This is a genomic window from Nitrospira sp. CMX1 (assembly GCF_054902215.1).
This window is the reverse complement of record NZ_JBUBKD010000078.1, coordinates 1-26,224: the sequence shown is the minus strand read 5'-3', so window position 1 is coordinate 26,224 and position 26,224 is coordinate 1. Positions and strand designations below refer to the sequence as shown.

Annotated in this window: 22 protein-coding genes; 12 read left to right on the top strand and 10 right to left on the bottom strand. The window is 55.7% G+C overall.

The window, feature by feature from the left end; all coding sequences use genetic code 11:
* The first annotated feature begins 172 nt into the window (after positions 1 to 172).
* Entirely contained in the window at positions 173 to 3,571 is a 3,399-nt protein-coding gene (locus tag ACYX34_RS19555) for a YhdP family protein (protein ID WP_462078255.1), read from the top strand.
* On the opposite strand, the gene ACYX34_RS19550 is transcribed toward ACYX34_RS19555, so the two are convergent.
* On the bottom strand, positions 3,540 to 3,674 hold the full coding sequence (locus ACYX34_RS19550; protein ID WP_462078254.1) for a hypothetical protein: 135 nt from the start codon (positions 3,672 to 3,674) through the stop codon (positions 3,540 to 3,542). The genes ACYX34_RS19555 and ACYX34_RS19550 overlap by 32 nt on opposite strands.
* A 144-nt stretch (positions 3,675 to 3,818) precedes the next feature.
* On the opposite strand from ACYX34_RS19550, the gene ACYX34_RS19545 reads away from it, so the two are divergent.
* From ACYX34_RS19545 to ACYX34_RS19525, 5 genes are all read left to right on the top strand, one after another.
* Entirely contained in the window at positions 3,819 to 4,967 is a 1,149-nt protein-coding gene (locus ACYX34_RS19545; protein WP_462078253.1) for a M24 family metallopeptidase, read from the top strand.
* A gap of 31 nt (positions 4,968 to 4,998) precedes the next feature.
* A complete protein-coding gene (locus tag ACYX34_RS19540; protein WP_462078252.1) occupies positions 4,999 to 5,433 on the top strand; it encodes an archease in 435 nt (144 codons plus the stop codon).
* Positions 5,430 to 6,881, top strand: coding sequence for an RtcB family protein (locus tag ACYX34_RS19535; protein WP_462078251.1), 1,452 nt, complete (start codon positions 5,430 to 5,432; stop codon positions 6,879 to 6,881). Before ACYX34_RS19540 ends, ACYX34_RS19535 begins: the two co-directional genes overlap by 4 nt.
* A 571-nt stretch (positions 6,882 to 7,452) precedes the next feature.
* A complete protein-coding gene (locus ACYX34_RS19530; protein ID WP_462078250.1) occupies positions 7,453 to 9,657 on the top strand; it encodes a putative bifunctional diguanylate cyclase/phosphodiesterase in 2,205 nt (734 codons plus the stop codon).
* Positions 9,658 to 9,736: 79 nt separating this feature from the next.
* A complete protein-coding gene (locus tag ACYX34_RS19525; protein WP_462078249.1) occupies positions 9,737 to 10,087 on the top strand; it encodes a PilZ domain-containing protein in 351 nt (116 codons plus the stop codon).
* A 19-nt stretch (positions 10,088 to 10,106) separates the two neighbouring features.
* Here the strand turns inward: ACYX34_RS19525 and ACYX34_RS19520 are convergent, their stop codons facing one another.
* The 5 genes from ACYX34_RS19520 to ACYX34_RS19500 form a co-directional block, all read right to left on the bottom strand.
* A complete protein-coding gene (locus ACYX34_RS19520; protein ID WP_462078248.1) occupies positions 10,107 to 10,760 on the bottom strand; it encodes a response regulator in 654 nt (217 codons plus the stop codon).
* Positions 10,761 to 11,024: 264 nt separating this feature from the next.
* Positions 11,025 to 11,396 carry a hypothetical protein gene (locus ACYX34_RS19515; RefSeq protein WP_462078247.1) on the bottom strand — a complete coding sequence of 124 codons (372 nt, stop codon included), beginning with the start codon at positions 11,394 to 11,396 and terminating at the stop codon, positions 11,025 to 11,027.
* A gap of 33 nt (positions 11,397 to 11,429) precedes the next feature.
* Positions 11,430 to 11,663, bottom strand: a complete 234-nt coding sequence (locus ACYX34_RS19510) for a hypothetical protein (protein WP_462078246.1) — start codon at positions 11,661 to 11,663, stop codon at positions 11,430 to 11,432.
* A 128-nt stretch (positions 11,664 to 11,791) separates the two neighbouring features.
* Positions 11,792 to 13,207 carry a Si-specific NAD(P)(+) transhydrogenase gene (sthA, locus tag ACYX34_RS19505; RefSeq protein ID WP_462078245.1) on the bottom strand — a complete coding sequence of 472 codons (1,416 nt, stop codon included), beginning with the start codon at positions 13,205 to 13,207 and terminating at the stop codon, positions 11,792 to 11,794.
* The gene (locus ACYX34_RS19500; protein WP_462078244.1) at positions 13,204 to 14,067 is read right to left on the bottom strand and encodes an HDOD domain-containing protein; all 864 of its coding nucleotides are present in this window, start codon (positions 14,065 to 14,067) and stop codon (positions 13,204 to 13,206) included. The genes sthA and ACYX34_RS19500 overlap by 4 nt, the downstream gene beginning before the upstream one ends.
* A 131-nt stretch (positions 14,068 to 14,198) precedes the next feature.
* Between ACYX34_RS19500 and ACYX34_RS19495 the strand changes: the two genes are divergently transcribed.
* Entirely contained in the window at positions 14,199 to 14,633 is a 435-nt protein-coding gene (locus ACYX34_RS19495) for a sll1863 family stress response protein (RefSeq protein ID WP_462078243.1), read from the top strand.
* A 41-nt stretch (positions 14,634 to 14,674) separates the two neighbouring features.
* Positions 14,675 to 14,998: a cupin domain-containing protein gene (locus tag ACYX34_RS19490; RefSeq protein ID WP_462078242.1), complete on the top strand. Its 324-nt coding sequence runs from the start codon at positions 14,675 to 14,677 to the stop codon at positions 14,996 to 14,998.
* Between the two features lie 97 nt (positions 14,999 to 15,095).
* Here the strand turns inward: ACYX34_RS19490 and ACYX34_RS19485 are convergent, their stop codons facing one another.
* The 4 genes from ACYX34_RS19485 to ACYX34_RS19470 all read right to left on the bottom strand — a co-directional run bounded on the left by ACYX34_RS19485 (position 15,096) and on the right by ACYX34_RS19470 (position 19,170).
* Positions 15,096 to 15,557 (bottom strand): c-type cytochrome, encoded by a 462-nt coding sequence (locus ACYX34_RS19485; protein ID WP_462078241.1) that lies wholly within the window; start codon positions 15,555 to 15,557, stop codon positions 15,096 to 15,098.
* Between the two features lie 286 nt (positions 15,558 to 15,843).
* Positions 15,844 to 17,709: a transketolase gene (locus ACYX34_RS19480; RefSeq protein ID WP_462078240.1), complete on the bottom strand. Its 1,866-nt coding sequence runs from the start codon at positions 17,707 to 17,709 to the stop codon at positions 15,844 to 15,846.
* A 171-nt stretch (positions 17,710 to 17,880) separates the two neighbouring features.
* Positions 17,881 to 18,729: a sulfite exporter TauE/SafE family protein gene (locus ACYX34_RS19475; RefSeq protein WP_462078239.1), complete on the bottom strand. Its 849-nt coding sequence runs from the start codon at positions 18,727 to 18,729 to the stop codon at positions 17,881 to 17,883.
* A gap of 6 nt (positions 18,730 to 18,735) precedes the next feature.
* Positions 18,736 to 19,170, bottom strand: coding sequence for an RrF2 family transcriptional regulator (locus tag ACYX34_RS19470; protein ID WP_462078238.1), 435 nt, complete (start codon positions 19,168 to 19,170; stop codon positions 18,736 to 18,738).
* 248 nt (positions 19,171 to 19,418) lie between these two features.
* On the opposite strand from ACYX34_RS19470, the gene ACYX34_RS19465 reads away from it, so the two are divergent.
* From ACYX34_RS19465 to ppdK, 4 genes are all read left to right on the top strand, one after another.
* Complete coding sequence (locus ACYX34_RS19465; protein ID WP_462078237.1) at positions 19,419 to 20,354, top strand: glycine--tRNA ligase subunit alpha; 936 nt, start codon at positions 19,419 to 19,421, stop codon at positions 20,352 to 20,354.
* A gap of 6 nt (positions 20,355 to 20,360) precedes the next feature.
* Positions 20,361 to 22,550 carry a glycine--tRNA ligase subunit beta gene (gene glyS / locus ACYX34_RS19460; protein ID WP_462078236.1) on the top strand — a complete coding sequence of 730 codons (2,190 nt, stop codon included), beginning with the start codon at positions 20,361 to 20,363 and terminating at the stop codon, positions 22,548 to 22,550.
* A 63-nt stretch (positions 22,551 to 22,613) separates the two neighbouring features.
* Positions 22,614 to 23,105, top strand: a complete 492-nt coding sequence (locus ACYX34_RS19455; protein WP_462078235.1) for a hypothetical protein — start codon at positions 22,614 to 22,616, stop codon at positions 23,103 to 23,105.
* A 184-nt stretch (positions 23,106 to 23,289) separates the two neighbouring features.
* Positions 23,290 to 26,124 carry a pyruvate, phosphate dikinase gene (gene ppdK, locus ACYX34_RS19450; RefSeq protein WP_462078234.1) on the top strand — a complete coding sequence of 945 codons (2,835 nt, stop codon included), beginning with the start codon at positions 23,290 to 23,292 and terminating at the stop codon, positions 26,122 to 26,124.
* Positions 26,125 to 26,224: the final 100 nt, after the last annotated feature.

Genomic DNA, 26,224 nt, shown 5'->3' with positions numbered 1-26,224 from the left:
CGATATACCTGATCAGGTGATGCTGTCATCGGTCGTGAGGATGTTGGGTGTTGCGCAGTATGGAGAAGGTATGGCGAAAAGTCGATGGAGTCGGTCTTACTCGAGACATGTGGGATGGGAATCTCCTTGTGAAATGCAGAGTTGATAGATTTCATCTAGGTGATTCGGTAAGATGCCGCCGAAGCCCTGTCCGGTATTCAAAGGGGGTGGTGTGTCTCATTTTCGGCTTGCCTTCCTGAGCCTATTGATCTTCATCGTTCTTGCCGGCGCGTTCCTCGCCTTTTCGAGAGAGCTGACCGGTCAAGACTATCTCAAGGACTTTGTTCTGGAACAACTGGAGCAGAGTCTTGGTCGAAAAATCGATGTCCATCGAGTGAAGTTTGTGGTGTTCCCTCGCATTCGTGTGGAACTGTCAGAGGTCGCCATCCATGACCCGCAATCGGCACAAGTGGTGCTGACGGCGAAGCGCGTCGATTTGGTCCTTCGGCTCCTTCCGCTCCTGAAGAAGCAAATAGTTGGAAAACGACTGCTGATTGAGGAGCCCACGCTGACCCTACGGCGAAACGAGCGTGGTCGGTGGAATCTCTTGGACGGGGTGAATGGGCAATCAGAGACTGACCAGCAGACGATGGGTCTGATGGCACGGACCTTCATGGTCAGACAAGCGAAATTGGTCAATGGAACCATCACGGTGATGGATGCCGCCAGACCCGATGGCATTCGATCCATCACCTTGGAACATGTTGAGTTCGACATCACCGTTCGACCGGAGCAGGGACAGGCCGATGTGCACGTGGCGATGTCCCATCAGGGCTCGCATGGCGTCTCGAGGGTGTCCTTGGACGGAGTGATCAAGCAGGCGGAACAGCCCGTGGCATTGTCGGGTGATGATGTAGGAGAACCGGTTTCGAGATTCCAGTTCGACGGCCATATCGATGCCGCTGATATCAAGGTGCGAGACGCCGCCGATTTTCTCGGTCCGAGACCGGTTTCCGATCATCTCCAAGGCGCGGTGAATCTTCGGAGTGCCGTACGTGTCATGCCGGGCGTGGCCGGTTATGACATGGTGTTGTCCGATATGAGCGCACATCTGAACGAGATTACCCTGACGGGTACTGCCAGTCTTGCCGGCGTTTTGACTCCACAGCCCACCTTCGCTGTGACATTCGCCAGTTCGCTTGTGGCGCTGCCGCAACTACTGAAAACCATTTCCCCGGAATGGCTCCACCCGCAGTTGCCGGACATACTGGCGGAACGGCAGATCGACGGAAAGGTACAGGTTGTGAAGGCCACCCTGACTGGCTCGACTACGACCGGCCCTCAATTGTCGGCGACCGGGGAATTTCGTGTCCAAGAAGGTCAAGCGCTTATCGGTCGTGATCATATCGCGGCAAAAGACTTGGCGGCGGTGATCCTGGTCGAAACCGGGCGAGTGCGTATCTCCAAGATTGCGGGGAACTATGGAACGATGCAGCTGACTGACGGGAAAGCGGAGGTCTCTTTCCTCGATGCAGGCCCGTGGTTGGACCTGGAGATGACGGGTGAGATGGGGGCCACATCCTTGGTGGAGTTTCTCTCGAAGACGGTCAAAACAGAGCGGATGGCACAGGTGTTTGCCGGTGTTCGGGATGCAGAGGGAACGGCGGTCGCGACCTTTCGCCTCGTCGGTCCGTTGAATCAACCAGGCGGAATCACGTTTGCGGGTGGGGAGATTACGGCTCGCCACATCAGCCTCAATCATCCGGCACTACCGGAGCGGATGACAGGGGTGCAAGGACGGTTTGTGTTGGCTGATGGCGCGACTCAACTGGATCAGGTGACCGGAAATCTTGGTGGGATGGCCGTGCAGGTCCAAGGGACGATTACCGGCGGACCGACCGGTCAGTTTCAAGATGTGTCCATTCGGATACGTGGCGATGCGACTCAGATGGTCCGGCTCTTCCGATCCTCGACGATTGGGCAGGGTATGCTGGAAGGGACTCTGAGTTCGACGGCGACGCTCTCGGGCGTGACGACGAGACCTCATGTCCGAGGATCCATTGTATTGGATGAGGTGAAAGTTGCGCTTGGGGTGATTGATAAACCCATTGGGTCTCGCGCGACGGTCGAGTTTGAGGGGGTGCTCCCTCAAACGGCGAGCATCAAGCTGGACCGAGTCGCACTGGTTCTGCCCTCCTTGACGATTCCCGCCAAGGGCACGATGCAGTTCGGGAATGGTTTCCTGGTTGATATGGCGGTCGCGACCGGGATCATTCCGGTCGCCAGTCTTCCGAAATGGATCTCCAAGAGCGGACTTGAAGTGGGAAATCTCGAGCTCTCGTTGGACATCAAGGGCCGAGAGCCCGACTGGCGAGCATGGCGAATCACCGGGTGGATGGGCTTGACGAATGGGGTGCTGCAGGCCAAGGGAGTCGATGGGCCAATTCAGGATCTCTATGCCCGTGTCAGATTTCTCCGCAACGAGGCTGAGCTCAAACGACTGTCGTTCAAAGTTCAGGGCAGCGATGTCGCCGTGGAGGCTACGGTTCGAAATTGGTCGGCGAAGCCCTCCATCATTGGAAAGATTGAATCGAATCAGCTTGACCTGAGCTTGCTGATCCCGAAGGGCGGGCGCTCGCCCGTCCGAGAGTTCCTGGAGGCGCTGGCGACAACCAGTCAGGTGACGATGACTGCAGCCGTGGCACGTGGGCATTACCAGCATCTGAAGTTCAACGCGTTGTCTGCACGCATCACCATTCAGGATGGGGTACTCGACGTGGATCGCTTGTCCGGTGAATCCAATCATGGGCATGTGGCGGGGCGGCTGGTTGTACAGCTTCCACCGAACGCGCCGGCCGACCTTGATCTCTCGTTTCGAGCCACGGGGGTGGAATTTGAGGACGTCTTGAAGCTGGCCAAGACACAAGCGCATGGGGTGTCGGGAGAGCTTCGGATCAGTGGTGCCATTCGTGGCCATGGACGAAATCCCCATGGGATCTACCCCTCGCTGAATGGCAAGGTTGACGTCTTATTGGAAAACGGACGAATTCTGAAAACAAATGAGCGAGCGGTCTGGAAAATCATCAGTCTGTTGAATCTTCCCGCCGTCCTGCAAGGGAAGGTCGAGTTAGAAAAAGAAGGGCTCCCCTACAACAGAATTTCCTCGACCATTGCCGTCCAAAACGGGATGTTTCAGACGGAAAATTTGATCATCGACAGCCCAATCCTCAAGATCACTGCGGCGGGGAATTATGATTTACCCACGGACCAGCTGGATCTTGCGGTGGCGGTGAGCCCGTTCGGATCCTATTCTCAATTTCTCAAGACGATTCCACTTTTCGGACGAATCATCGCGGGAGATCGCAAAGGATTGGCCACGGCAATGTTTACAGTGAAAGGAGGGCTGGAAGATCCGGAGGTGACCTACCTGCCGGTGAAGTCGTTTGCCTCCGGTCTCTCAGGCTTGGCACAGCTTGCGGTCGATGTGCTCACGAATACCTTGACGCTGCCGATGGATTTGGTGACGCCTGATGAAGAATCCGGTGTGCGACCCAAAGATCTCACGCCATCGCCGGCTCCCGCCAGGCCATAACCGATCGCAGCGTTCGTCCGACCGAATTCTTGACCGACCCCGGCTCCCATGCTAGCATCCGCTCAGGATGTTGAAAATGCTCGCCAGCTGCGTTCTCAGTCATTTGAACTCCTCGACGTACCAATCAAGTACGCCCCGTCATTCAAATTTCTTGCGGCCTTGCTGGACGACCATTTTGAACATCCTGAAAACTGTACTCCGATCGTCTCAGATGGTCTACTCGGTGCCACTGCTCCGCTAGTTATCCATGAAACGCAGTACGATCTCTCAACCTGAAGTGGCTACTCTGTTCATTGCTGCCAGTGAACTGGATTCGAATTTGTACTATGCCACGCGATTCATGGCTCCCGATCCCTTCATCTATCTCGAAATCCGAGGTGAACGGGTAATGGTCATGAGCGATCTGGAAATGGATCGTGCCAGATCTGAGGCATCGGTGGATCGAGTACTGTCGTATTCTGAGATCGAGCAGAAGGCGAAGAAGCAAGGCATCAAAGCCCCGACCGCCGTGGATATCGTCCATGTGGTCTTGAAAGAGTCGAAGATCCGACGCCTGTCGGTGCCCGCGAATTTTCCGGTCATCCATGCAGCCCGATTACAGGAGCGAGGCTACAGCCTCAAACCGAAGTCGGATCCGTTCTATGAGCAGCGTGTGGTGAAGACGCCGGAAGAAGTGCGTCATATCGAAGAGGCACAACGAGCCACAGAGGAAGCCGTGACCGCGGCCCATGCGATGTTGCGCCGGGCCGAGATCAAGGGTGCGCAGCTGTGGTTGGATGGTCTTCCGATGACCTCGGAACGGATGAAGAAGTTCATCAACGTGAAGCTCATGGAACGGGACTGTATCGCCCAACATACGATCGTGGCGGGTGGGGAACAGGCCTGTGATCCCCACAATGAAGGGAGCGGACCGTTGCCTGCTCATCGCAGCATTATTTTCGATGTGTTTCCCCGCTCCGCCTCGAGTCGCTATTTTGCCGACATGTCGCGCACGGTGATACGTGGGACGGCGAGCGCTGAGCTCAAGCGGCTGTATAGCACGGTGAAAGATGCGCAGGAAGAAGCCATCACGAAAATCAAGGACGGCGCCGACGGCATGAAGATCCATCAAGGTATCTGTTCACGGTTCGAGAAGGCCGGGTACAAGACAGGCCTGGTGAACGGACGCATGCAGGGGTATTTTCATGGGACAGGGCATGGTGTGGGGCTGGATATTCACGAAGCACCTCGCATCAGCCGAACGGGGTCACTCCTTCAGGAAGGGCACGTAGTCACGGTCGAACCGGGCCTGTACTATCCTGGATTGGGCGCGGTTCGCATCGAAGACATGGTGCTCGTGACGAAAGATGGCTGCCGTAATCTGACGAACTTCCCGAAGCAATTCGTGCTCGACTGACATCCGCTCTTCTGAGATTCTGCTTCCTTTGATGGCGCATTCGTTTCGATTCCTCGACGATATTGCGGTGGCGGACCTTGCGTTTGAGGCGGAGGGTGACTCCGTTGAGGAGCTGTTTCGTGCCGCGACCGACGCGTTACTTGAAACACTGGCCGATCCTTTATCAGTGGCAGTGACATGGGAACGCAAAATTGAACACGTGTGCGAAGATGTCGCGGATCTCCTCTTTGAATGGTTGTCGGATCTGGTGTATTGGAAAGACGCAGCGGGGGTGGTGTTCCATGACGCGGACTTGTCCGTCATTCAAGAAGGTCCCACATGGATCCTTACGGCTGTCCTGCGTGGCGCTCCTGTGGACCAGACAACACAGACACTCCACAATGATGTGAAGGGTGTCACGAAGCATCTCTATGAAGTGAAGCAGCAGGGAGCACGCTGGTATGCCCGGGTGGTAGTCGACGTATGAAGTTGAATACCGATATGCGAGTTGATCGGGTGACCGATGAAGTGTGGGAGATCCCCGTCACTGAGAAAGCCGGTATGCTGGTCCCGGCACGGATCTATGCCACGCCGGGTATTTTACAGGCGATGGACCGTGGCGTCTTCGATCAAGTGACGAATGTGGCCTGTCTGCCTGGCATTGCGCGCTACGCGCTCTGCATGCCGGACGGGCATTGGGGTTATGGGTTTCCCATCGGGGGCGTGGCCGCGTTTGATACCAGGTCTGGAATTATTTCTCCTGGAGGGGTGGGGTATGACGTCAATTGCGGGATGCGCCTCATTCGTACGGATCTGACCCTGGACGATGTGCAGCCGAAACTGGAACGGCTGATGACGGAATTATTCCGCCGTGTGCCGGCCGGAGTTGGGGCGGCAGGATTTGTTCGGTTGAGTCGAGGTGCGTTCGAAGGAGTGATGACACGAGGCGCTCGCTGGTGCATTGAGGAAGGCTATGGCTGGCATCGGGATCTCGCGCACATTGAGGAAGGAGGTTGTATCGCAGGTGCCGATTCCTCGAAGGTCAGCGACCATGCGGTGGGGCGAGGGATCAACCAGTTAGGGACACTGGGATCCGGAAATCACTATTTGGAAGTTCAGGTTGTCTCGAGTGATCGCGTGTTCGATTCTGAGACGGCGACTGCGTTGGGCATCACCGGCCAAGATCAGGTTGTGGTGATGGTCCACTGTGGGTCCCGCGGGTTTGGCCACCAGGTTGCCAGCGATTATCTCAAAGTCTTTGAGAAGGCGATGCGGCGATATGGGATTTCCGTCAAAGACCAGCAGTTGGCCTGTGCTCCGTTCCGTTCGCCGGAAGGGCAGGACTATTTCTCGGCCATGAACTGTGCCGCCAACACGGCCTTTGCCAATCGACAGGTCATCACCCATCAGATTCGCGAAGCGTTTGCCGCCGTGTTTGGGACGTCGGCTGAAGAGTTGGGCATGGAGTTGATCTATGATGTGGCGCACAATATCGCCAAGGTCGAGCGCTATCCCGAAGGAGATTTGCTGGTCCATCGCAAGGGATCAACCAGGGCGTTCGGCCCGGGCAGTCCGGATTTGCCATGGGATTTTCAGAAGACCGGTCAGCCGGTGATCTGTGGTGGGTCAATGGAGACCGGCTCTTATCTCCTGGTCGGCACGGACCGGGCTGTCGATGAGACATTCGGTTCCACGATGCATGGGTCTGGGCGGACGATGTCACGGGCCCAGGCCAAAAAATCGATTCGTGGCGAGCAGCTGCAGCAAGAGATGAAACGGCGGGGGATTCTTGTCAAAGCCGTCTCAATGTCGGGCTTGGCGGAAGAAGCCGGGTTTGCGTACAAGAATATTTCTGACGTCGTCGAGACCGTCGATCGTGCCGGTATTACCAAAAAAGTGGCGGAACTCCGTCCGATCGGGAACATCAAAGGATAGTCCTCTTGTGCCACGAAAAGAGATACAGGCTGAGCGCGCCGCTCGCTGAGCTGTGTCGTGAGCAGGCCTCCGTGCGTTCGTTCGAATCCCGCTTGTGTCTTTCAGCATGCGTGCAAAGCTATTCCCACATAGTGGGTGTTGTGCTGGGCAGTGCCTCGCCAAAGAATCAGCGCTCTTCCTGAGCATACGAAATCTCCCAGCTGGTTTGCACAACGATGCGAAGCTAATTTTCGGCAAATTCTTTACGCGTCAAAAATTGCTGGTATCGTCAGGTGTCAGGGCAGAGAACCGAATGGTCGAACGTGTGGCGGAGGGCTGATTGAGATAGAATCTCTAAGAGGAATATCCATTCCTTGTGCGCCCAAGTGCATAGGTTGAAGCGACTCACATTCTCCGCTGGAATGCATTGCTGCATGGGCAATGTAGACCCATCGCCCCAACTCTCGACCTTCTTCGGTCGTCGCACGAGGCGTGGACCGCGTTTCTTGTGTATGGAAGTAACCAATCAGGTTGAAACAGCACATCAGTCCCTCAGCCGAACGCCCCGGGGACTCTTGGAGAAGGTAGCGGCATGAGTCGTCCAGAGGGACGACCAACGAGAAGTCTTCGGAGTGAGACCGAGCGGGAGATGCCAGGAGTAGATGAAGCAGGAGCGGCCGTCGTCCTCGTCGTGGATGATGACGAGCTGATCAGAATATTTGTGCGCGAGGCTTTGGAGCAGGCCGGGTTCGAGGTATGCGAAGCATCAAATGGGGCGCATGCCTTAGAGCAGTTTTCCGCGCGGCGTCCCGATCTGATCATCATGGATGTGGTCATGCCCGTCATGGATGGATTTGCCGCCTGTATGAAGCTGCGGGAATCGGTAGAGGGGAAACGTGTGCCGATCCTGGTCATGACCGGTTTGGATGATGAAGACTCGATCGGCCGTGCCTATGCGTACGGCGCCACGGATTTCATCGCCAAACCGACGAACGCGACGATCCTCAGCCATCGAGTTCGGTATATGCTGCGAGGGAGCCTCATGCTTAATGCATTGCTCCGTAGCGAGGCACGCCTGGGATTGGCACAACGGATTGCCAAGATCGGTAACTGGGAATGGCATCCCTCCACCGGGAAATTTCTCGTGTCCTCGGAACTTTGTCGGCTGGTGGGAATTCGATCGGAAGATTTTCGAGGGACGAAAGAGGCGTTTCTTGACATAGTCCATGTGGATGATCGTGATCTGGTTGACCGAGCTCTGCAATTGATCCTTGCGGAGCGGAAACCTTGCGACATCGATCACCGCATTGTGTTTCCACATGGGGGTGAGTTTACGGTGAATCTACAGGCTGAGGCGGTCTTTGATGATCTGCTGAAAACCGTGGCGATCGTGGGGACGGCCAAAGACATCAGTGAACGGAAACGCTCAGAGCGGGAAATCCATCGGTTGGCCTATTACGATAGTCTGACCGGGTTGCCGAATCGCGTCTTATTCAAAGATCGTGTCACGCAGGCTCTCGCCCATGCACGTCGCTACCAATCCACGCTTGCCGTGTTGTTTCTTGACCTGGACCGGTTCAAAGTCATCAACGACACATTAGGTCATAACATCGGCGATCTCTTATTGAAACAGGTTGCAGATCGCTTGGCGGAATCGATCAGGCACAGCGATTCCGTCAGTCGGCCGGTGGAGAAGGGCGAGGGCCATGAATTGGCTCGCCTGGGGGGAGACGAATTTACAGTCTTGTTGACGAACATCCGGCAGGTTCAGGATGCTGGCCTGGTTGCCAGGCGTATTCTGGAATCGCTGGCACGATCATTCTTGATCGACGGTCATGAAATTGCGGTGACCACCAGTGTGGGGATTGCGATCTTTCCGACCGATGGGGACTCAGTGGATCAACTCCTGAAGAGTTCCGATGTCGCAATGTATCAAGCGAAAGAGCGAGGTCGGAACAACGCACAGTTTTACTCGGCGACCATGAATTCAATGGCTGCAGAACGGCTTGAGATGGAAAATGAGTTGCGAAAGGCGCTGGATCATCGCGAGCTTGTCGTGCATTACCAGCCCCAAGTGGACATGCAGACCGGTACGATCGTCGGTGCGGAGGCATTGGTCCGATGGCAGCATCCCTTGCGTGGCTTATTGATGCCGGCCGTGTTTCTTTCTGTTGCCAACGAGACGGGCATGATTCGAAAGTTGGATGAAGCCGTGTTGGGTATGGCGTGCCGGCAAGGCAAGGCTTGGCAGGATGCCGGTTATGCCCCCATTCGGGTGTCGGTCAACATCTCAAATTCCTTCTTTCATGGGTCCTCGTTGACGGCCGCCGTTTCCCGAGCCTTGGAAGAGACCCAGTTTGATGCTGAATTTCTGGAGTTAGAGCTGACCGAGTCGATTGCGATGCGCCACGTCGAAACGTCCATTGAGATGTTGCAGCAGTTAAGGGCGATGGGCGTTAGACTGTCGATCGACGATTTTGGAACCGGGTATTCCTCCTTGAGCCATCTACAACGGTTTCCCTTGAACATGCTCAAAATCGATCAATCATTCGCCTGCGATGTGCCTCAGAATGTCGCCAATGTGTCGATCTCCCGCGCGATTGTCTCCCTTGCGCATAGCATGAACCTGACAGTGTTGGTTGAAGGCATTGAAACCGAAGCGCAGTTGCAGATATTTCGTGAACAGGGCTGTGATCAAGCGCAAGGACATTACTTTGGGCGTCCGATGCCGGCAGAAGAATTTGTGCAACTGCTCCCTCGGGCTGATGCCTCTACGCGAGGGAGACGTGCAGCCTAGATACCTCTGACGCTGCACCAGAACCCCGTCAGAGAGGGAAGACACAATGGACGTCGGTTCTGGAAGAGGAGAGAGGCCCATGGAGCAACGGAGAGATCGTAGATTCCCTGTTGGATTTCGGAGTTCATTCATCTCGACGAACAGTCTGTCCGGCGATGGGACATTGAATGAACTGTCCATTCGGGGGTGCCGCATCCGAAGTTTGGTTGAAGTGAATCCGGGCACGGTTTTTCAGCTGAGGGTCCACGTGTCTGATCACGAGTCTCCCATCGTGATCTCTCACGCGATTGTCAGGTGGTATCGGGACGGTAGTTTTGGATGTGAATTTGTGAATCTTGGAGCAGAGGAATGGGCCAGGCTTCGCGCGATGACGACGGAATTGGAGAAAGAACCCTACCAGAAGGCGAAAGACGATGGTGAGGCCGCATAACTCCACCGCGGCGAAGAAGTCACGCCGCTCGCCCCCGGATCTTAGCTTCAAATATCTTGCAGGCCAGCTCGACGCTTTCTATGAGCGGATTCAGCAGATGGGCGGCGGAATCCAGTTGCTGTTGTCGCGCGAGTCGCTCGATTTCTCCTGCTTGAAAGCTGGTGGCGAGAGCCCCGACTTGTGCACTTGTTGATTTCAATTGGTGCGCCCCATCTGTGAGCGCGGCTCCATTTCCTGCCTGGATCGCATCACGAATCACTTCAATGAGTCGCCTGGAATCTGAGAGATAGAGTGAGAGAATCTTGTGCAGGGGGTGCGAGCGGCCTGCTCGTTCCATGGCCAGCAGATTCTCCCAGACGGCGTCATCGATGATGGGAATTCCTAAGGGAGTTGTTGGGGCGATCTGTTCATCGAGTGTCTGAGAACTGGGCAGAGAATCCGTCGGCTTCGTGTTGCCCCACCGACGTATGGTGGCCTGCAAGCTGTCCTGCGAAAACGGTTTCGAGAGATAGTCGTCCATTCCAGCATCCAGACACTTCTCCCGATCGCCTTCCATCGCGTTTGCCGTTAAGGCAATGATGGGAACATGCTGGCCGCTGCCGCTCGCGGCTTCGTGTTGGCGAATGGCTGCGGTGGCGGCAAATCCGTCCATCACCGGCATCTGACAATCCATCAACACCAGATTCTAGTGGTGTTTCGAGACAGCCTCAACAACTTGGTGGCCATTCTCGGCCATGTCGACGCGGCAACCTAGGAGTTCCAGCATCCCCAATGCGACTTCTCGATTGACAGGATTGTCTTCAGCGAGAAGGACGTGAGCTCTGAGTACGGCTGGTTGTGGTTCCGGCTGTTTCGTGAGGGGTGCCGTTTCCGGCAAGGCGTACCGTTGCCGCAGTAAGCAATCTCAAAGGAGGGACTTTCGAGCCGGTTTCCGGAGTCAGGTAAAAAAGTGCGATGAGTTCGCCTGATAGTAATCTCCTTGGACCGTCACGGAGTCATTCGCCGCGAGATCCCAACCGACACGAAACCCAGTGCGCCCCATACGCCAGTCGTCCTGGGCCCCTTCAGAGCCGAAGCTCTTATCTCGCTCAAAGGCTTTTCCGTAGACACGAAAATTGAAGTCCTGACCGATCTTGCCGCCATGTGGTGTGTCTTGGACTTCCCAGAACGTACCGGCTACCAGTGGGGAGTACACCATTCGGCCATCCATCAGGACCAACAAATCATCGGCAAAGCGGTCGTTGAATCCACGTGAGGTGATTGCCCATTTGTTGGAGTCGATGCGGGCCACATGCAGGCCTGGCACCATTCGGAGTACCTTGTGAATGCTGTTGGCCCCGGATCAGCGGATGTCCTCCTGGGTGACGACGAATACGGCGGCCGCTTGCGACAGAGGTTGCGCTTTCTTCGAGACGGAGGTCACCTCCATCGTCATTAATTCCTCCAGCCTCAACTCGGTGAGGTCCTGGACAGTAGTGTCATTCGGCAGGGTGGTCCCTGCAGCATGGACCACCGACCCTTCCAGGGGGACGCTCCCCACGGCTGTGAGTAGCCACGAGACTAACGTCGTGGACATAGTTAGGACAAACCTCAAAGTGAACAACTTCGTGCCTTCCTCCGTGGATAAGAGCCTGCAAGGCGATATCGGCCAATGGAGTCGATCTCTTGATGTGATTTAGGGGGTGTGAATGGTTGGGTCCGCTACTACGCAGCTTTGGCCTGTTGGCGTTTGGCTACTTGGCCAAGGATATCCAGCGCAGCGATGCGGTAGGCTTCGGCGTAGGTCGGAAAGTTAAAGACGTTGTCGATGAAAGATTCAATCGTTACACCGCTTTGTAATGCCAGTTGTCCGATGTGGACCAATTCCGTCGCAGAATCGCCTACGACCTGCACGCCGAGGAGCCGCTCACCCGCCGGATCGGCGATCATCTTGAGGAGCCCTTTCCCACCACCGGAGATCTGTGCACGGGCGATTTCTTCAAACTTCGCTCGGCCAATGAGCGGATCCTTATACCGTTCTCTGGCACCCCTCTCATCCAGTCCAATGCTGGACATTTCAGGGATGGTATAGATGCCCAATGGAATGGTGGATGCGGCATCACCAACGGGGAGATTGAGAGCATGTCGAACGGCGCGTCGTCCTTGTTCCATGGCCTTGGAGGCGAGTGCAGGGCCGCTGACCATATCTCCAACCGCGTATACCTGTTCGATATTGGTCTGGCAAAACTGATCCACGGGGATCAATCCCTTGTCCGAAAGGGAGATACCAGCTGCATCCAGATCAAGATCTTCAATATTCGCTTGCCGACCGAGAGCGACCAGCATTTTTTCGCTCCTGATGATGGCCCCACTCTTGAGCGTGGTTACGACATGGGTGATCCCGTCCCATCGCACGTCGGCGATGTGGCTGTCGCCGAGATAGTGGCTGCCATAACTTTCAAGACCTTTGACAAACTGGTCGACGAGTTCTTTGTCCATAAATTGCAGCGGGTATGTGGCACGGTCGATCAGCGTGACCTCAACCCCAAGCAGGGCAAAGATCGAGGCATACTCGCAGCCGATGACCCCACCTCCGACCACGGTCAAGGATTGGGGGAGGTACATCATCGACAAGAGCGAGTCGCTGTCCAGAATATGCTCATGGTCGACCGGAATTTCTTGTGGGTTTCTTGGACGTGACCCGGTCGCAACGACGATCGTGCCCGCCGTGAATTGTTGCTGTGCCCCGTCGACGGTTTGCATCTCAATGGTACGGGCGTTGACGAATCGTGCGCGTCCATGGAACAAGGAGATGCCGTTTCGGCGAAGTTGCTTGCTCATGAATGAATCATGGGCCTGCACGACGTCTTCAAGTCGGCTGAGGAGTGTTGAAATTTGAGTGTCCGGTTTCAGGTTGAACTGCAACGCTTCACCAGCCCGTTTGAGCCGATCGAGGTGGAGGGCGCTTTCTCTCAACGTTTTACTGGGAATGGTTCCTCGATAGACACAGCTCCCGCCGATGCCTCGTTCTCGTTCAATGAGGGCGACTCGTTTGCCGGCCTTGGCGCCCTGAACTGCGGCCTTTTGACCGGCAGGACCGGCGCCAATGACAATGATGTCATAAGTACTTGGTGTGCTCATAGGTTCATCGTATTCACAATGGTCAGCACATGGTCATTCATCTTCATGAGCTGGTCAATGTCTTGGGGGTATAGGTTGAGTTCGGCAAACACGGGATGGTCACGAAGTGTCTCCTCCGGCATCTCGTCCGGACTGAGAAGGTGGCTGGCCAACCGATCGGCGACACAGGTGAGTAAGCACTCCTGACGGAAGGCCGTGGCATGGTCGTAGTCTGCATAGTATTGAATGGCGGCTGCGACTTGCTTGGGAAGGCCCCACTTGTCTGCGATGAGGAGGCCGACTTGAGTATGATAGCCATCCACCCAGCTGTAGAGTAGAGGTTTATCGAGTGGAAGGCGGCGTTCCTGCGCCAGCATGGTGACCGTACGCAAGATGACCGGTTTTCCGATGGCATGGAGGAGACCACATAAGTACGCGCTTTCGACGTTCACACGACGCATGCGGGCTACTTCTTTGGCGTATGCGCCGCTGGCAAGCGAGTGCCGCCAGAGTCGTTTGACGTCGTCTTCAAACCCAGGAACCTTGAAAGCCCCAGTTTTCAGGGAGGCGGTAAACGCGATCTCAGACAACAAGGTCATGCCGAGCATAGCGACCGCATGTTGGAGTGAGACCACAGGGCTACGGGACATATAGGCCGGAGAATTGGCAATTCGTAAGACGTGTGCGGCAAGGGCCTGATCCTGATGAATCAGCGATGAGAGTTTTGCCGCATCGGCATTGGGGTCCGATGCGAGCGCCATGACGCGGCTGGCGGCTTGTGGTAGGAGTGGAAGTTCGACATTGCCGGTCGTAATATTCTGTGCGAGAGCCTGTTCAAGCTGTTCGAGTTGAGTCCCAGCCGGCTGTGCTTCAGATGGCATGGAGAGGCTCCCAGGTTGTGATCCTGCTGTTTACGACAGTGCTTTGTCGGTTGCTTACCTTAGAAAGTTTAGCAGTCGTGACTTTGCTTTGAGTCCTGATTATACTGACCTCTTTGTAGGAGGCAGCGGCGATGCGATGTCCATGGTGGAGAGCTGTGTTTTGGGTGCCGATAGCCGGTTTGATGGTCTGTCAGAATGTTGGAGCTGAGTCGACGACTGGGACGGACAAGATCGTTAAGGAGGCCCGTGAGACGCTCGAGGCGACCAAGGAGTATACCGTCCAGCAGAAGGAGGCGATTGAGCGGAAGGCGCAAGAAGAGTTGGCGGCGCTCCAACGGCAAATCACCGAATTGCGGGGGAAGGTGACAAAATCGTCTGAAGCGACGCGCGCGGAGTTGCAGAAGTCGCTCAACGAATTAGAAAAAAAGAAAGACGGAGTAAGAGAAAAGCTCGATGAGCTGAAACAGGCCACTGATAAGAAGTGGCAGGATGTGCAGGGTGGGATGAACAGCGCGTTGCAGGAGCTCAAACAATCTTATCAGAAGCTGTTATCGCGTATGCCCTAACATTCAATTTCATTGATGCACGTGACGTGAATGGAGTGCCCATGATGAAGGTCATCACGCTGGCGGACTGTCAACAGTTTGCCAGCGACAAAATGAAGAAGAACAATCTGTTTCAAACCGAGCGTTTGTTCTGCGATATCTACTGCTTCGAGGCAGGTCAGGAGCAAAAAGGCCATGTCCATGGCCATCAGGACAAGGTCTACATTGTTCTGGAAGGGCAGGGGACATTTCAGGTTGGCTCAGAACGCCGCATGCTTGAGGCTGGGCAAGGTACGCTTGCCCCTGCTGGAGAAGAGCACGGCGTGAAGAACCACACGACCCAGCGGCTCAAAGTGCTGGTATTCGTGGCTCCGAACCCGGCCTGACGGATTGGGTGGAGTATTGCGTGTCCTGAAATATGAGAAGGGGAGAAGCGGGTCACCGCTTCTCCCCCTCTTTTCTATTGAATCAAAGCCTGACTAATTACGGCTTGTAATCCGAATGGTCGGACGGCTTCCCGTCGTGTGAGAACATGTGCTGATAGGCGATAACCTGCCAAATTTGCTGTTCCGACAGGAGTCCCTTCCAGGCTTTCATTTTCGTCTTGGGGATCCCTTCCGATACACGCCAGTACCAATAGCTGTCTGAGTACCGCGTCGTATTCTTCGGGTCGCGGAGGTCCCGTGCACCCTTCTTGACCGGCTTGCCGTCCTTACCATGGCAGCTGGCGCAGTTGATGTCGGTATTGAACTCGCCGCGATAAATCTTTCCACCTTCTTCGATGGCTTTCGGATCGGTCCATCCACCCGCAGGCATGTGTTTGCCCGCATAGTCCGCAGGGACCGGAGCGATGGGCGAGAGATCTTCGGCTGAGGCTACACCGCCTGAAAGTATCAGGGCACATCCCATTGCCAATACTGAGACACTGATAATCCTTCTCGTCATTCGTCCCTCCTATTGAGTTGTAAGATGACCTGCCTGTCTTCTGTGTTGACGTCGAGCGACATGTTCAACGTATTGATCCAATCGGCATAAACTATAGCACAGTTTTTTTAGGAAAATGTGAAAACGTCATACGGCGGGGGTGCCTTCGTAGCCGAATAATTGGGTATCGTACAATCGTGTTGAACCGTGCCCTAGAGGCCTCTTGTGCTTCCGAAGGATCGGATAAGCCATGATGTTGGACAGCAATGAGGTGAAGGGACCCTGGCGCATGATCTGAAGTTCAACATTATTTGACGATGGCCTTTACAGCCTCCACGATGGATCGCACGCCGATCCCGTAATGGTCGATGAGTTCATCCGGTTTCCCACTGTGTGGAATTTCGCGAACGGCGAGTTTATGGATGGACATCCCTTCGGTACTCACGGCACTGAGGACGGCATCGCCCAGCCCTCCATGGGCATAGTGATCCTCCACCGTGAGGATCCGGCGCCGGGTCGCTTGTCCACTCTCCAGCAAGGCTGTTCTATCGATCGGGGCGATGCTGTAGAGATCGATGACACGGACGGCGATGCCGGCTGCTTTGAGTTGGTCATAGGCCTTCAAGGCTTCAAACAGTGTCACGCCAGCCGCCACGATGGTGAGCACATCCGCTGCGCTTTGCCGGAGGACTTTACTTCCGCCGATATGGAAACGCTCGTCTGCTCCGTAAATCACCGGGTTCTTCGGTCTGCTTGCTCGGACATAGACCATTCCCTTATGTTGGGCCGCAGCCGTGACGAGGTGATAGGTCGAATTTCCATCGGAAGGATAGAGCACGGTCACATTGGGCTGTGCCGCCATCATGGCGATATCTTCCAGCCCCATTTGTGAGGGGCCATCCTCGCCGATGCTGACGCCGACGTGGGTTCCTACCAGCTTAATGTTTGAGCCACTGACGGCCGCCATGCGGATAAAATCGTAGGCCCGGCTTAAGAAGCAGGCGAACGTCGCAGCAAACGGAATTTTCCCGCAGGCAGCCAAACCAGCGGCAGCTCCCACCATATTTTGTTCTGCGATGAAATTTTCGAAGAATCGATTGGGAAACTTCTTCCCAAATTTGTCGGTATATGTCGAATTTTTGACGTCGGCATCCAGCGCGACGGTGAGGGGATGCACAGCCCCCAGGGCTTCCAATGCCGCTCCGAACGCTTCGCGTGTCGCAACGGAGTCACCGATTTTGTATGGAGCTGCCGGCATGGTTTCGCTGGACAGCGAAGGGCTGGCTGGAGCCGATGGTTTGGAGATCTGGATTGCCGTACTGTTCGGACGTAACTGTTGAGTCAGTTCGTCGATGGCCTTCTGCAATTCCTCACCTTTCTTCAGTGGTTTCCCATGCCAGTCTGCTTTATTCTCGATGAAGGAAATACCCTTGCCTTTGTACGTTTTGGCCAACAAGACAGTTGGTCGTCCTTTTGTGTGTGCGGCTTCATAGAATGCCTTGAGAATGGCTTCAATGTCATGGCCGTCGATGACGATCGCATGCCACCCAAATCCGGCCCATCGGGAACGATAGGCCTCCATGTCGTGCTGCAGCATGGTGGGGTCGCTCTGACCCAATCGATTGATATCCACGATGGCGCACAGATTGTCTAACGCGTAGTGGCACCCGACTTCGGCGGCTTCCCAAACCGATCCCTCAACTGATTCACCGTCTCCCATCAGTACATAGGTACGATAGTCTAGTGTATCGACGAACTTTGCATTCAGTGCGATCCCAATTCCGACAGAAAGTCCCTGTCCCAGCGAACCGGTAGCCATATCGACGAATGGCAAGCGGGGAGTCGGGTGTCCTTCCAGGTCGGACGCCAGCGTACGCAATTTCAATAGATCGCTGGTCGGAAAGAGCCCGGCTTCGGCCCAGGCTGCGTATAAGAGCGGAGCGGCATGCCCTTTTGAAAGGATAAAGCGGTCACTATTGCGGGCTTTCGGATTGTGCGGGTCGTATCGCATGACGGAGAAAAACAAGGCGGCGACGAGATCCGCCGCCGAAGCACAACTCGAAGGGTGTCCGCTGCCCGCTTCGCTCGTGGCTCGCACACTGTCGATCCTGAGTTGGGTTGCTTTGTTGTGTAAGGCGGTGAGGAGTTCGGACGAAGCCACTGAACCGGCCATAGCGGAATCCTTTCAGATAGAGATAGATGTCAAACTGCGTAAGCCGTGTACTGCCCTCTTTTCGGAAACTACAAAAATAGCGTGACGTTAGCAAATTGCCTGAGAGAGGTCAATGAAGTGAACTGGGCATGTCCCTTGAGAGGAGCTGTGAGGGGTGATGGGTCAGAAGAACTAGGACGGAGCGGAGGTGGGATCACCACGATCTCTGAAAAATCGAAAGAGCAGGTACCCATTGATCAAGATTACGATGGACAAGATGCCGTACGTGGTCATCGGCGAGGCCAGATCGAGTTCCCCCAAGACGCGGGAGAGTCCGAATCCCACCACCAGGCCGTCGAATGCCATGCAAATACGTCGAAAAGTTTCCGGGTCCATCAGGTGAATGATATAGGTTCCAAGAGGGATCCCGATGATAATGCTCGGAATAATGTAAGGGATAATTTCCAGACTGCCTGCACTATAGAAGCCGATAAAACCGTAGGCAATGGCTGTCAGCGACGACTCCGCTAAACGAATGATTCCCAGAGCGGCGCGGAAGTCTTGTTTGGGGTACCCTTGATTGTTGAAGAGGAGCGCTAACGGCGGGCCGGAAATTGTCGTGACGGAATACAGGGTGCCCAGTCCAAGTCCGAATGGGACGGCAATGGCTTTTTCCGCGCGGATAGGCTTCCGAATGCCTGCGGCTTGGAGGAGAATCAAGGGCAACAGGAAAAAATAGGTGACGAATTTGATCCAAGCCGGTTGTACCAAAAAGAGGAGATAGCTCCCGATGCCGACTCCCACTGCCAGGCCACCAAGAATTGGGGCGACGCGCCAGAAGACGTTGGGAATACTCTTCCGGTTTACGAACAGCACATAGGCATTGATGACCAATTCAACCAGGACAAGGGCGGGGTTGAGGATTCGATTGGTGTAAAACACCAGGGCAATAGGAACCGTAATGGAGGAGAAGCCATATCCGAGTGCACCATTGACCGTGGCGGCGACAAACGTAATCAAAACCAGAACGACCGTATCCATGAGTGCTTACCCTCTCCGATCGCCTGCGGCAAAGTCGGCCAGCGAATAGTGATCGAGTATCCCGGCGATGGCATCACGGACGGTGCCCATGGCTTCCTGCACAGGACAGCGAGGGGTGTTCGCGTAGGGACACTCGTTGCATTTCTGGTATGCCGTTTTACTGACACAGCTGATCGGTGCGAGCGGGCCGTCGAGGATCCGGATGACTTGACCCAGGGTGATGTCTTTGGGTTGCTTGATGAGCGCATATCCGCCTTTCATCCCGCGGCGGCTTGAAACCAGTCCGGCACGTTTGAGCATGAGAAGAATCTGTTCCAAGAATTCGATGGGGATATGTTGGCGGGCCGCAATCTCCTGGCGTTGGAGCATGGCCTTCCCATAAGTCGTCGCGAGCTCGAGCAACGCTCGGAGACCATATTCGCTTTTCTTGGAGAGTTTCATATCAACTTAAATTAAGAGTAAGTTTGTCAACAATTTGTACAATAGGAGAAACCTCTTACTCACGTCAATCTCAAAAATCTCAAGGGAACGGTGCAGGGTCTTGTGTTGATGTGCAACGTCGGCTCGGACGCCAGATCGTCGATCGGAACCGGCTTGTTCCTTGACAGGGCAAAAGCGTTCTTGCTAGCTTGACGTCCTGTCTCACAGGCAAGTATCAGATCATCTCCCCTGGCCAGGCTGTAGATTCAGTGACGTTCCAAGAACTGATCCTTACCCTCCATCGCTTCTGGGCCGATCAGGGTTGTGTCATTCACCAACCGTACGATATGGAGATGGGCGCCGGGACGTTTCATCCTGCCACATTTCTCCGCTCACTTGGTCCGGAGCCTTGGCGCGCTGCCTATGCGCAGCCCTGTCGTCGTCCGACGGACGGCCGCTACGGGGAAAACCCCAATCGCATGCAGCATTATTATCAGTATCAGGTCGTCCTGAAACCGGCTCCCGACAATATCCAGGAGCTTTATCTGGAGAGCCTGGCCCGACTGGGAATCAACCCCAAGCAACACGACATCCGTTTCATGCAGGATGATTGGGAGTCGCCGACCTTAGGTGCTTGGGGCTTAGGCTGGGAAGTGCGTTTGGACGGGATGGAGATCACCCAATTCACCTACTTTCAGGAAATCGGCGGGATTGAGTTGAGTCCTATCACCGGAGAAATTACGTATGGGACCGAGCGGATCGCCATGTATTTGCAGCAAGTGAACAATGTGTTTGATCTGGCTTGGACGGACTCGATCAGGTATGGCGATATTCACCATGAAACCGAGGTGCAGGGATCGCGATACAACTTTGAAGAGGGCGATGTGCCGATGCTGATGCAGCTGTTTCAGTCGTATGAAGCGGAATGCAAGCGACTGTTGGCCCAGACCGACAAGCGACTGACGCTGCCCGCCTATGATTACTGCATCAAGTCGTCCCATGCGTTCAATCTCTTGGATGCGCGGGGGGCCATCAGTGTCGCGGAGCGGACAGGGTACATCGCCAGAGTACGGGCCTTGGCCAGGCAGTGCGCTGAACGCTATATCGAGGAACGGGCTGCGATGGGCCATCCGCTGTTGAACCGTGAGGAGAATGTCGCGAGGTCCGGCAAGGCCCATTCGAAGGCCAGAGCAGGACGGCGATAACCCGCTATGGGGACTCGGAAGAAAATCGCACGACGGAGTGCCGCCCCGAAAAAAGGCAAACAGGTGTCAGGACCTTCCGTGGCGGAGCTGCTGCTGGAAATCGGCGTGGAAGAGTTGCCGTACCAGTTCATCGTTCCTGCACTCGCCGCACTCAAGGAATCCGCTGAGCGACTGTTTTCCGGTCAACGACTGACCCTTCAGTCGGTCCGTACGGTAGGTACGCCACGTCGCCTGACGGTCGTGGTCGATGGCTTGGCGGCGAGACAGACGTCCGTGACCAAAGAGGCGATGGGGCCATCCAAGTCCGTTGCATTCGACCAAACCGGCCAACCAACCAAAGCGGCTGTTGGGTTTGCCGCAGGTCAGGGTGTTGCGGTTCAGGATCTCGAAGTGAGACAAACGCCCAAAGGCGAGTATTTGTTTGCAGTGAAACATGAAGCAGGCCGCCCCACGGCCGCTCTATTGATCGAGATACTGCCGCAACTGGTGGCAACCCTCTCGTTTCCCAAGGCGATGAAGTGGAATGAAACCGGTGTTCGGTTCGCCCGTCCGGTGCGGTGGGTGGTGGCGGTCTATGGGGGTTCGGTCGTACCGATCAAGGCTGCTGGCATTACTGCATCCAACCAAACAAAGGGGCATCGGGTCATGGGAGGAGGGAAGTGGGCGTCGGTTCGCGATGCTGCTTCCTATCATAGTACCTTGGCGCGTCAGGGCGTCATCGTCGATCCGCAGCATCGCCGCACATTGATCGAGAAGCAGATTGCCGCAATTTCCCACAAGGCCGGCTTGCAGCTGAATCAAGACGAAACCGTACTCGACCAAGCCGTGTACTCGACCGAGCAACCGACCGCAATCATAGGGTCGTTCAAAGAGGCCTACTTGGATGTGCCCGAGGAGATCCTCATCACCTCCATGAAAGAGCATCAGGGATTTTTCTCGCTACGGCACAAGCAGACCGGTAAGCTGGCACCCCATTTCATTGCCGTGGCAAACAACCGAGCCAAGGATATGTCCCTGATCCGTGAAGGCAACGAACGGGTGCTGGCTGCGCGATTGGCTGATGCCAAGTTCTTTTTTGATGAAGATCGAAAGGTTCGCCTTGAAGAGCGGGCAAAGAAGTTGGGAGGGGTGACGTTCCATCAGAAACTCGGAACAATGGCCCAGAAACAAGAGCGGGTCAGTAAACTGGCGGGGTTTATCGCTGAGCAGAGCTTTTCCGGTCAGACACAGCTGCGACAAATTGCCGAACGTGCGGCATCTCTTTCCAAAGCCGATCTGCTGACCGGCATTGTGGGAGAGTTCCCAGAATTACAGGGGATCATGGGCGGCGAATATGCTCGGCATGACGGTGAATCAACGGCAGTCGCGCAGGCGATTCGGGAGCAGTATCTCCCTAAGGCTATTGAAGGGGAATTGCCGGAGACTGAGGCAGGACAGGCGCTCTCACTCGCGGATCGGCTGGACTCCATCGCGGCATTCTTTCATGTGGGGCTGGTTCCGACAGGATCGGAAGATCCGTTCGCGCTTCGGCGGCATGCCACGGCGATCGTGCGCATCATCCTGGAGCGGATGTTGAGGCTGAATCTTGCCGAACTGATCGATCAGGCGACAAACCTGGTTGTCGGCGACGGGTTCAAGGGGGGGAGAGATTCCTCACAGGTGGAGCGGCAGCGAATCAAAGATTTTCTGTTCGAACGGGTTCGACACTATGTACGACTTGTGTACGGGTTACGCGATGACGTGATCGAGTCGGTATTGAAACAGGCCCACGGTTCGATGATTGATCTCGTTGATCTCGTCCAGAAGATGAGAGCGCTCGTAGCTGTGACCACAAAAGCAGATTTCGATCCCTTGATCGTTGGGTTTAAGCGGGCGCACCGCCTTGTCGAAAAAGAACAATGGACCAGAGAGCCCGTGGACGCTGCACGGTTTCAACATCCGGCTGAGTCAGCGCTGCATCAGGTTGTGAGGGGTGAGCATCAACAGATCGAGGCGTCCATTCAAGTCGGGGAGTATGATCGGGCGCTGGAGGCGTTGGTCCGTCTCAAGCCGGCCATTGATGAGTTTTTTGCCGGTGTGATGGTCAATGCCGATGATCAGACCGTCCGCAGCAATCGGTTGTCCCTGCTCAAGGAAGTCGATGATCTGTTCATGTCATTCGCGGACTTCTCCCAGATTGTGGTACAAGGGCGGTAGGTAGGTCGCACCGGACAATACGCGGGCGGACTTTACTGAGGGGCGTATCCCACCGGAGTGGTCATGGATCAGCCGATGACGGATGAATGCCGTCGGGCGGTGAAGATCCGGCGATTTTCTTTGGTGGTCTCGCTTGCGCTGATCGTCGGCTGCAACGCGGTGCTTTTCATCGGATTCAGAATGAGCGGCATCAACTTGGATGACCTGGTCAAGTCCCCCGATCTATTCGATGCGAAACACGATGTGTGCCTTCGGCTATCGTGGCAATCGTTGCCTGGGGCGAGCGAACCGATCAGGCTTTGTTCGGAATGGCTGAATCTGTCCGACCCGAGCGGCACGCCCCACTCTCTTCAGCCCGACACGAAGCTCAAGAAGGGGCCTGACGGCCAGTACTATGTCGATCGCTCGGTGCAGGCTGACTATCGATTATTGTTGCTGCTGTTGTTTGTCACCGTCATTATTATCGGAGGTGTCCGAGCGAAGTGGTTCTTGGTGAATCGCTATTGTATGCACCTGGAATCAACCGACGGTCATCGTGCGTCGCCCGCTCGTTGATCCGCGCGTTCTTGGGAAGCTGCGGCGAACTTGGTTCGTATTGAAGCGATGGCCGAGGTTCTCGGTGCGGTGTTAACGCCAGATAACTTCCGGATGCTCAGACAGGCTGTCCAACAAGGCTGCTGAGAGACACCAGAACGCCGCTGGCGGATTTGTTCAGCATCCTACGAGAAGGAGAAGTCACGTGGCAAAGAAATACGTCTACTACTTCGGAGACGGAAAAGCCGAGGGTACCTCCAATATGAAGGAGTTGCTCGGCGGAAAAGGTGCGGGATTGGCCGAGATGACGAATCTCCGTATCTCCGTCCCACCTGGTTTTACCATCACCACAGAAGCTTGCATCGAATACTACAAGCAGGGGAAGAAATATCCGCCGGGGATGTGGGACACGGCACTGGCCGCGCTGAAACGTGTCGAGCGGTCCATGGGGATGAAGTTCGGCGATCCCGAGAAGCCCCTGCTGGTGTCGGTGCGATCCGGTGCGCGTGCTTCGATGCCCGGCATGATGGATACGGTACTCAACGTAGGGCTCACGCTGAAGACGGTCGAGGGACTGGCTGCGAAGACAAGGAACGAACGGTTTGCTCAGGATAGTTACCGTCGCTTCGTCACGATGTTCGGCAGCATCGTCATGGGGGTTCCTCGCGAACATTTCGAAGCGATCCTGAACCATAAGAAAGAGGAAATGGGCGTCACGCACGAGACGCAATTGGACGCGCGGGCGTTGCGAGACCTCGTCGGACGATTCAAGTCGTTGGTCAAGGAGGAAACCGGGAAAGATTTTCCGGACGATCCGAATGAGCAATTGAAAATGGCGATCAACGCGGTATTCTCATCGTGGAACGGCGCACGGGCGATTACCTATCGGCGGTTGAACGGGATCCCCGACCATTGGGGGACTGCGGTCAATGTCGTCGCGATGGTGTTCGGCAACATGGGGGACACGAGCGGAACCGGTGTGGCCTTCACTCGCGACCCGAATACCGGTGAACATACATTCTTCGGCGAATGTCTGATGAACGCCCAGGGCGAAGATGTGGTCGCCGGCATCAGAACGCCGCTGCCGGTCACCGCGCTGGCCACGAATGTCCCGGCTGCCTATAAGGAACTCGAACACACCTATAAGAAGCTCGAAAAACATTACCGAGATATGCTCGACCTGGAATTTACCATCCAGGAGGGCAAGCTCTACATGCTCCAAACGCGCGTCGGGAAGCGTACCGGCATCTCAGCCGTTCGGATCGCGGTCGAGATGGTGAAAGAAGGACTGATCACGAAGCGAGAAGCCGTGCAGCGTGTGGGTCCCGATCAATTAGCCCAATATCTCTACCCGATTTTCGACTCAAAGGTCGAATCCAGTTCGACGCCATTGGGGAAAGGGCTGCCGGCCGGGCCAGGCGCGGCAGCGGGGAAGATCGCGCTGACGCCGGATCGTGCGGTGGAAATGAAAGCGGCCGGTCAGCGCGTGGTGTTGGTTCGCGACGAAACCAGCCCGGACGATATTCACGGCATGAACGCGGCAACCGGGTTCTTGACGGCACGTGGCGGGATGACCTCGCACGCCGCCGTGGTGGCACGGCAGATGGGGAAGGTCTGCGTGGCCGGTTGCGAGGCGGTCCAGGTGATCGATGCCCAATCAGTGAGGATCGGTTCGAAAGTGTTTCACGAGGGAGATTATCTTTCCGTCAACGGATCAACCGGGAATGTGTATGACGGTGATGTGCCGGTGGTGGAGTCGGAAATCATTCAAGTGGTGCAAGGGAAACTGGATGCCAAGAAGTCCGAGAAGTACCAGCTGTTTGCCACGTTGCTCTCATGGGCCGATGCCGAACGTCGGTTGCGCGTCCGGGCGAATGCCGATGTGCCGGATCAGGCGAAGATTGCGCGGGGGTTCGGGGCTGAAGGCATCGGATTGTGCCGGACCGAACATATGTTCTTCGCCGAAGATCGTATCTCGATCATGCAGAAGATGATCTTGGCACGGACGAAGGAAGAGCGTGAGAAATTCCTCGATCAGCTGCTGCCGCTGCAGAAACAAGATTTCATCGGTCTCTATCGGGAAATGGAAGGCTTTCCGGTCACGATCCGTTTACTTGATCCGCCGCTCCACGAGTTCTTGCCCAAGCGGGAAGAATTGATGGTGGAGATCGCGCAGCTGGAATTGACGGCGAACGACGGGCCGAAACTCGAGGAGAAACGCCGCTTGCTGACTCGTGTCGAAGAACTCCATGAGTTCAATCCGATGCTCGGGCTTCGGGGCTGTCGGCTCGGGATTACGATGCCGGAGATCACGCGCATGCAGGCCCGGGCGATTATGGAGGCGGCCTGTGAGTTGGCGAAGGAAGGGAAGAAGATCGTGCCGGAGATCATGATCCCGCTCGTCGGTATGGTTTCCGAAATGAAATCGCAAAAAGACTTGGTAAAAGAAGTGGCCCAAGAGACGATGAAACGCTACGGCGTGAAGTTGAATTACCTGGTCGGGACGATGATTGAGTTGCCGCGTGCGGCGGTAACGGCTGATCGGATCGCGCAGGAGGCGGAGTTCTTCTCCTTCGGGACGAACGACTTGACGCAGACGACATTCGGTTTCTCGCGCGATGATGCGGCCAAGTTCATCGACTTCTATAGGACCGAAAAGATCATGGACTCGGATCCTTTCGCGGTGCTTGATCGAGAAGGTGTCGGGTCACTGATGGAGCAAGCGATTGCGGGCGGGCGCAAGACGCGAGAGAATATTAAGCTGGGGATTTGCGGTGAACATGGCGGCGATCCCAGTTCCGTCGAGTTCTGTCATCAATTGGGGTTGGATTATGTCAGCTGTTCCCCATTCCGCGTGGCAATTGCGCGGTTGGCGGCGGCACAGGCAGCGATCGCCCAAGCATCTGCCAAGCCAGCCACATCCAAGAAAACTGCGGCTGCGCGTGTCAAGACGGTGAAGTCCCCCAAGATGCCAACATCGCTGTCAAAGCGAGCGAGGCCGTCGCCCAAGACATCAGTAGGTAGCCGCAAGAAACGGTGACCGACCGTACACGAGATCTCCACTATATGACCCTGGGGGGGGGGAGGGGGGGGGGGGGGGGGGGGGGGGGGAGGGGGGGGAGAGGGGGGGGGGGGGGGGG